Annotated in this window: 7 protein-coding genes; all 7 read right to left on the bottom strand. The window is 58.3% G+C overall.

The genetic code is table 11. The features are described from left to right. Positions 1-223: 223 nt before the first annotated feature. Positions 224-799, bottom strand: coding sequence for an MOSC domain-containing protein (locus AC2FJF_RS19840; RefSeq protein WP_496726877.1), 576 nt, complete (start codon positions 797-799; stop codon positions 224-226). 108 nt (positions 800-907) lie between these two features. Continuing rightward, the gene (gene ftsH, locus AC2FJF_RS19835) at positions 908-2,824 is read right to left on the bottom strand and encodes an ATP-dependent zinc metalloprotease FtsH (protein WP_058279522.1); all 1,917 of its coding nucleotides are present in this window, start codon (positions 2,822-2,824) and stop codon (positions 908-910) included. A 76-nt stretch (positions 2,825-2,900) separates the two neighbouring features. Next, a complete protein-coding gene (tilS, locus tag AC2FJF_RS19830) occupies positions 2,901-4,154 on the bottom strand; it encodes a tRNA lysidine(34) synthetase TilS (RefSeq protein ID WP_496726875.1) in 1,254 nt (417 codons plus the stop codon). After that, positions 4,151-4,984 carry a tol-pal system protein YbgF gene (ybgF, locus tag AC2FJF_RS19825; protein ID WP_496726874.1) on the bottom strand — a complete coding sequence of 278 codons (834 nt, stop codon included), beginning with the start codon at positions 4,982-4,984 and terminating at the stop codon, positions 4,151-4,153. The genes tilS and ybgF overlap by 4 nt, the downstream gene beginning before the upstream one ends. Before the next feature lie 4 nt (positions 4,985-4,988). After that, positions 4,989-5,492, bottom strand: a complete 504-nt coding sequence (pal, locus tag AC2FJF_RS19820; protein ID WP_496726873.1) for a peptidoglycan-associated lipoprotein Pal — start codon at positions 5,490-5,492, stop codon at positions 4,989-4,991. 89 nt (positions 5,493-5,581) lie between these two features. Further along, positions 5,582-6,901, bottom strand: a complete 1,320-nt coding sequence (tolB, locus tag AC2FJF_RS19815; RefSeq protein WP_496726872.1) for a Tol-Pal system beta propeller repeat protein TolB — start codon at positions 6,899-6,901, stop codon at positions 5,582-5,584. Continuing rightward, positions 6,898-7,998, bottom strand: a complete 1,101-nt coding sequence (gene tolA / locus AC2FJF_RS19810) for a cell envelope integrity protein TolA (protein ID WP_496726871.1) — start codon at positions 7,996-7,998, stop codon at positions 6,898-6,900. Before tolA ends, tolB begins: the two co-directional genes overlap by 4 nt.

Below are 7,998 nucleotides of genomic sequence, written 5' to 3'. Positions count from 1 at the left end.
CCTGAATAGGCTTCTTCTGCGCCTCGCGCGCGATTTCAATGTCCGATTTATAGCTCATTGGGCAAAACCCCCGGTTGAATTCCCTGCAAACCGGCGCAGCTGGGCCGGTGCTGGTCAATCCATACCGTTGTGTACAATCCCGATGGATAGAGATTCCGACATATTCAAGCCATGAAACGGCGTAGCGTCATTTCACCGGTTTCAAATCGAAAACGCTTGACGTTTAGGGCGCCCAGGCCCGCTGATCTGGCACGAACAGGCTCATCTGGTCCCCCAACCGCAATTGACCGGGCCGTTCCACCCAAGCAGTCACACCCCTTCGGCCTTGAGCAGCCGGTTTGAAGGACGCCCCGTACCCAGGTTGATCGGCTTCGATCTCACGCCCGGGAATAATGCAGGGGCGGTTTTCCATATCCACGGTTATCGTGACACCGTCGCGGCCCTGCAAACGCGAGGATGGCGGAAGATGTGTAAAGTCCGGAATGCCGCGCAACAAGATGCTGACGCCCAGAAACGACGGATCCAGCCAATCCAACCCCATCTCTTTAGCTGCGGCGTCCATTTCCTCGGCGGACAGAACAGACAATTGGCGCACGTTGCGGATTTCGGTGCCTTGCGGATACAGATTCTTGACCCTGACACATGAGGCCCGGTTGAGACCCTCGTGCCGCTCGCCTTTGTCCCCTGAGAAATCCAGTTTCAAAGCATCGACCGCTCTGGCCCGGATCGAGCCACCCGCGGGCACGTGACCCAGCCAAACAACTTCACCCGTGAATTCTGTTTCTCGCAATACCGGCATTTGAAATCCCCTTCGGCTGCGGGCCGTCAAAATCGTACTAAAAGTCAAGCCAGTCCATTTGAAAAGCTGAAAAGAAAAGACCCGGGACTTTGCCCGGGTCTGATTACTTTATGCCGATGGTTCCGGCTCCATCCCACCGTCGGGCGGGGTCTTTTTGACCTTGGTCTTGGGAATGGCGGTAACGCTGGGCGCGCTGCCCTCATCCGGCTTGTCACCTTCGTCATCACCATCGGTCGGCGATTCGCCATTCATGACTCGCTTGATCTCATCCCCAGTCAGGGTTTCGTATTCCAGCAAGCCTTGCGCCAGACGTTCCCATTCCTCGTTCTTGTCGGACAGGATCTTGTGCGCGCGCTCATAACCCTGCTGGATCAGGCGTTTCACTTCTTCCTCGATCAGCTCTTTGGTATGCGCAGAGACCGAGAAGCCAGCAGTGTTGCCCGAATAGCCGTCATGCGCCTCGGCATAATCAATGTTGCCGACCTTGTCAGACATGCCCCAGCGCATCACCATGGCACGCGCCAACTGGCTGGCCTGCATGATGTCACCAGCGGGACCGTTCGAGACGTGATCTTCACCGTATTTGATCACTTCGGCGGCTTTGCCTGCCATGGTCATGGCCAGCTTTTGCTCACATTCGTCGCGGTGATAGTTCAGACGGTCCATTTCCGGCAACGACACCACCATACCCAATGCGCCACCGCGCGGAATGATGGTCGCTTTGTAGACCGGATCGCACAGCGGCAGCGACAGTCCGACTACCGCGTGACCAGATTCGTGATATGCGGTCTTTTCCTTTTGGTCTTGCGTCAGCACCATCGAGCGGCGCTCGGCCCCCATCATCACTTTGTCCTTGGCGTTCTCAAAGTCTTCCATGGTGACAAAGCGACGGCCAACACGGGCTGCCATCAGGGCGGCCTCGTTCACGAGGTTCGCCAGATCAGCACCCGAGAAACCCGGAGTACCACGCGCGATGATGCGCAGGTCGACATCGGGGCCCAGAGGTGTCTTGCGCGCGTGCACGCCCAGGATTTTCTCACGGCCTTTGATGTCGGGGTTGCCGACGGTCACGTTGCGGTCAAAACGACCGGGGCGCAGCAGCGCAGGGTCCAGAACGTCCTTACGGTTGGTGGCCGCCAGAATGATCACACCCTCATTGGCTTCGAACCCGTCCATCTCAACCAGCAACTGGTTGAGCGTCTGTTCGCGTTCGTCGTTCCCGCCGCCATACCCGGCACCACGATGACGCCCCACGGCGTCGATTTCATCGATGAACACAATACAGGGCGCATTCTTTTTGGCCTGTTCGAACATGTCACGCACACGAGATGCACCGACACCGACAAACATTTCAACAAAGTCAGAACCAGAGATGGTGAAGAACGGCACACCTGCCTCACCCGCGATCGCACGCGCCAGCAGCGTCTTACCGGTGCCCGGAGGGCCAACCAGCAGCGCGCCTTTCGGGATCTTACCGCCAAGGCGGCTGAACTTCTGCGGGTTGCGCAGGAATTCCACGATCTCTTCCAGCTCTTCCTTGGCCTCGTCGATGCCTGCGACATCGTCAAATGTCACGCGGCCATGCTTTTCGGTCAGCATCTTGGCCTTGGACTTGCCAAAGCCCATCGCGCCGCCTTTTCCACCGCCTTGCATCCGGTTCATGAAATAGACCCAGACACCAATAAGCAGCAGGAAGGGCAGCAGCGTGATCAGGAACGACTGGAAACCGGATTGCTGCTGTTTTTCGGCGCGAACAGGAATGTTCTCGTCGATCAACAGTTTGGTGACCTCGGCATCGCCGGGTTTGATGGTGACATAGTTGGCACCGCTTTGCGTGGTATAGCGAATCTGTTCGCCATCCAGGGTCACATTCTTGACTTCGTCGGCTTGAACGGCGGTTACGAAATCAGAATAAGTTCTTTCATTGCTCTGAAGTGTCCCGCCTGGTCCGCTGAACAAATTGAACAGTGCAAGGATCAGCAAAAACAGAACGACCCAGAAGGCGATGTTACGAGCGTTGCCCAAGGAAAGTCTCCCAAAAGATTTCGGCAGATGGGTGTCTGCCGGGTTGCTCTATAAAATAGAGATGATTCAAGGAGGTTCAATGCGATAAAAAAGAAGAATGAAACTCGGGCGTTCCGGGGGCCAATTCAGCCGTCCATCCATTCATCAATCTGGCGGTTGGAGCTGACACCAGTTCATCCCCCAGCCAAACAGCGGGTGAAGCCAACAAGACCTGACGTGGTTTACCCAAGTCCCGCCAATCTGGAACCCTAGGCAGGCCTTGCTCGCCTAATGGTCGGATTTGTACACCAGCGGTCGAAGGTCCTGACAGAATCCAGCGTTTGTCCCACGGCTCGCCGGGGCGCGCGATTTCGCCCTGAACGGCGTTTAGCTCTCTGCAAATCCACGTTTTATTGACCTTTGGGACAAACAAACAGCCATTGACCGACGTAGCGATACCCTCTTCAACGGCCTTCACAGCCTGATCCACCGACGTTTGGCGTGGTGGATACCCCGCTCCGGCAATCCATGCGATGCAGCCGATCACAAGCCGGCGCTGGATTTCCTGAGGCAAAGACTGAAAGGCGGTGCGATCCAAGCAAACATCACCAGTTTCCACCACGGCGATTTTTCGGGCGGATTCCTGCGTAAAACGCTCCAATGCCTCACGGGCTTGTGCAAGGTTTTCTGCGACTCGGGTCAAAGAATTGGCCGTGATCCCCAAATCCTTAAGGTCAGACAAGGCCTGGCGCGCCTTGATACGGTCAAACCGAAGGTCCTGATTCGAGGGATCTTCGATCCAGCCAACTCCCTCACTAGATAGATAGCAACGCAATGCTTGCCTTGTGACACCCAACATCGGCCGCAACATCGTCACGCCATCCAAAATCCGTTCAACCGGCATACCCGACAGGCCCGTGACGCCAGCTGCGCGGCCCAGTCGCATCAGGAAGGTTTCGGCCTGATCATCCGCGGTGTGGCCTAACGCAATCGCGCTGATCGCATTGCGTGTGGCCCATTCGGTCAACAGCCGATATCGCGCCTGTCTGGCCTGATCCTGAAGGTTCCCCTGACCGGCCCACCCTGTCCATTTCAACGTTTGATGCGTGATACCCAAACGCGCGGCAAGCTCGCTTACTTTCTGCGCTTCGACTTCGGATTCGGGGCGCAAACCGTGGTCAACGGTCGCCGCTAACAGCTTTACCTGCTCGTTTTGGGCAATATCATTCAACAGCAAAAGCAGGGCGATTGAATCGCCCCCGCCAGAGACAGCCACACCCAGACGCGACGGAAGGGTTCGCGGCAAACGCGCCCGAATCCCGGCGCGCAGTTCTTCAGCGTTTTCGGTCAAGAACAGCCCAGGCTTGCCATTTCCTGTGTGGCATTCGTGGCCGAGGTCGACGACGGGAACCGCACGCCCACCTCGCCCAGAGTGATGCAAGCCTGATCGGTCTGCCCTAGACGCCCCAGCGCCGAGCCCAACTCAAACAGCGCCTCGGGTGCGAATGCACCTTCGGAATCACCGGTAAAGCTGGCCAGAAAGGCCCGCGCGGCCTCACGCGTGTCACCGATCCCAACAAGCGCCCGCCCTCGTTTCAAGTTGGCTTCGGGGGCCAGCGGACTGCCGGGATACGAGGTTTCGAATGTGGCGAATTGCTCCGCTGCGGTCTGATAGTTGCCATCCGCCAGCGCCTGTGATGCGGCATCAAAGTCCGCGCGCTCACCCACGGCAAGTTCACCTTGATCCGTCGGGGCCGGTGCCGTCGGGGTAGTAGGTGTTGTCGGTGCCGCAGCGGTGATTTCGGTTTCGCCACCCAGGGTCGAGGTCTCGCCAAGCGTGCTGAGATCGCCACCTTCCAACTCAACCAAGCGGAATTCCAGATCGCCGATCCGGTTGGTTCCGTCAGTAACAATGTTCTGCACACGTTGGTTCAACTGCTCGGTCTGACGGGTCAGGCGCTGCAATTCAGCCTCAATGGCGTCAACACGTTCCAGAACGGAACTGCCAGCAAGATTGGGTGCCGGAGATCCGGTGGTTGAAAACTCGCGCTTGAGGCGCTGAACCTCGACGTGCAGCACAGTAAGCTCCTGACGGATATCCGCCAGGGTTTGCTGATCCTGTGCACTTGCCACGCCCGCAGTCGCCACGACCGCAGCCAGAACCCATCCTGCAATTCGCATCATCTTACCCCAAAGTTGAACCGGTCAGGACCGTCACCGAACGACGGTTTTTGGAATAGCATTCCTCGGTGCTGCAAATCTCGATCGGGCGTTCCTTTCCGAAACTGACGGTGGTCAACCGGTTGCCCGCGACCCCACGTGAAATGAGGTATTCACGCGCCGCATTGGCGCGACGCGCGCCCAGAGCGAGGTTATACTCGCGAGTACCCTGTTCGTCCGCGTGACCCTCGATCGTGGCGACGAAATCCGTATTGGCCAGCAGCCAGTCTGCCTGTCCCTGCAATATCGTCTGCGCCTGCCCGGTCAGGGTCGACTGATCGACCTCAAACAAAACGCGGTCGCCAACAGTTTGCTGGAAATAGGCCGGTGACTGGGGGTCGCTGGGCGAACCCGGCAGGATCGAGCCGCTACCGCCCGCGCCACCGCCCAGTGCCGAAGGATCGTTGTTGGTACAGGCGGCCATTACACTTAGCACGCCCAATGCTATGACTTTGCTCAATACATTCATTTCAGGTGCCTCGTCGTTTTATTGCTTTATTGCTGTCTCTGTTATCACAGTGCAGGAAATTTGTGAACTTTTCCAACCCCCTGCCCCGATCACTTCTGCAGTGGGCCCCAGGATGGATCGCTGCCACCATCCGGTGTACGTACCGGGCGCAGGTTCCGACCCGAGATATCCACCGAATACAGTGTCGCCCGACCGCTTGCGCCCTGCGATTCACGGGTGAACATGATGACGCGGCCATTCGGCGACCATGTTGGCCCCTCATCCAGGAAGGACGACGTCAGCAGGCGTTCCTCGCTGCCGTCTGTCCGCATGACGCCGATATGGAACCGGCCCTTGTTCTGCTTGGTAAAGGCGATCAGGTCCCCACGCGGCGACCAGACCGGTGTGCCATAACGCCCCTGCTTAAAGCTGATGCGGGTCGCCTCGCCGCCATTTGCGGGCATGATGTACAGTTGAGGTGTGCCAGAGCGGTCGCTTTCGAACACGATCTGCGACCCGTCCGGGGAATAGCTGGGCGCGGTCTCAATGGCAGGCGTGTTCGTCAGCCGCACGCTTTGCCCCGAGGCCAGATCCATTTTCCACAGGTCCGTGTTGCCGCCCTGAATCAACGAATACAGAATCGAACGGCCATCCGGCGAAAAGCGCGGCGAAAAGCTCATGGTGCCGTCTTGTGTCTTCAATTCGGTCCGTTTGACGCGATCAACGTCCAAAACATAAATGCGCGGTTGACCGGTTTCATAGCTGGTGTACAACAGCCGATCGCCCGAGGGCGAAAAGCGTGGCGCCAGAACAATCGCGGCGCTGTCGGTGAGGTACTGAACGTTCGCGCCGTCGTAGTCCATGATTGCCAGACGCTTCAGACGCTGGTTCTTGGGGCCACTTTCGGACACAAACGCGACGCGGCTGTCAAAGTAACCGCTCTCGCCAGTCACACGGGTATAAACCTGATCGGCAACTTTGTGCGCCATGCGCCGCCAGCCATCTGTGGTTCCGGAAAACTGCAGACCATTGCCCAATTCCTGACCCGAGAATACGTCCCAAACGCGAAATCGCACAGTCAGGCGCTTGCCCGAGACGTTGACTGCACCTGTCACCAAGGCCTCGGCATTGATGGCCTTCCAATCGGCAAATTGCACAGGGGCTTCGAAACTGCTGACCCGGCTGATGAATGCGTCTGAAGAAATTTCACGGAACAGTCCGGTTCCCGTCAGATCCGCCGCTACGACGCGCGATAAGTCGTTTGCGTATTGTGTGGCTGCTGGCCCGTCGGGCACGAAATTGGGCACCGCAAAAGGCAAGGGTTCAATAATCCCCTGATCCAGCTCAAGACGCAGGGGTCCGCTTTGCGCATACACCGGCGCTGCCAAAATTGTCAGGCCAAGCAAAAGGCTGGTCAGAAATCTCATCATTTGATCCGCATCCTCTCGGGATTGAATGTAATCTCAATATCTCGCCATTGATCGTATTTGTCAGTAGGCAGAATGTATCCTTTGGCCCCGCAGCGCAAAATCGCTCGCCGGGCGGCCTCGTAGGCTTGTCTTGCAGACGCGTCAGTACCGCCGGAACTGTCGATCATTTGCATTGTACCGCCGAGCACTTTGCCATCCGGTGTCAGTGAGAACCCGACCACAACGACTGTCTGCAGTGCATCCGTAGACAAAGAACCAACGTTCCAGCACTTCGACACAGCCAGTCGCATGGCGTCCTTCTCACCCGCAGTCAGGGGCGGCCCGGACGGTTCGCTACTCTGCCCCAGCGCCTCGGCCAGTGCGTCGTTGATGGCGGTTTCATCACTTGGCGCGGGCTCTGGTTCGGTCGGTTCTTCGGTCTCAGCCACTTCGGGCTGCGCCGGTGGCGTTGGCCGGTTCGGTCGCACCAGTGGGCGCGGAGAGCTGCGTGGCGCATATTCTTTGGCTTCTTCCGCCTCGGTCACGATTTCATCCGTGGCCTCTTCGGGCGCCGTTTGATCCTGCTGTTCTTGCTGAGTTTCAGCTCCCTCGTCCAGCGATACAGCCGGGGATTCAATATCATCTGGCGCGGCCTCGGGCGGCGGCGGCGCGACAGGTTCAGGCGCTACTTTATCCGCAGGCCGCGGCTGTGCCTCGGGTCCCGGCGGGGTGGGCAAAACGACGGCCTCGGGTTCTGGGGGTGCCAGCTCCGGGGGCTGTTCGATCACGACCGGTTCAGGAGGAGGGGCCAGCGGTTCCGGTTCCAGCTCTGGCTCTGGTTCATTTGGCTCTGACACTTCAGGCGTCGGAGGTTCCTGCTCCACCGGTTCAGGGGTGGGGATTTCCTCTTCGGGCGCATCGGGCTGTTGCAGGGCAGTTGGCGTAGGCACCTCTGGCGCCTCACTCTGGGCCGTCATTGCTGCGAACTGTTCAGCCGAGATCACCGAGATATCCTGAACGGGCATAGGCAATGGTTCGGACCGAAAGGTGCCGCCAAACAGAGCCCACGAAATCAAACTGACATGGGCAATTGCCGAGATCTTGGTGCCGGTATCCAC

Source organism: Ruegeria sp. CDSB013 (genome assembly GCF_059611165.1).
Note: the sequence above shows the minus strand (reverse complement) of the source record. Positions and strands in the feature narration are given on the sequence as shown.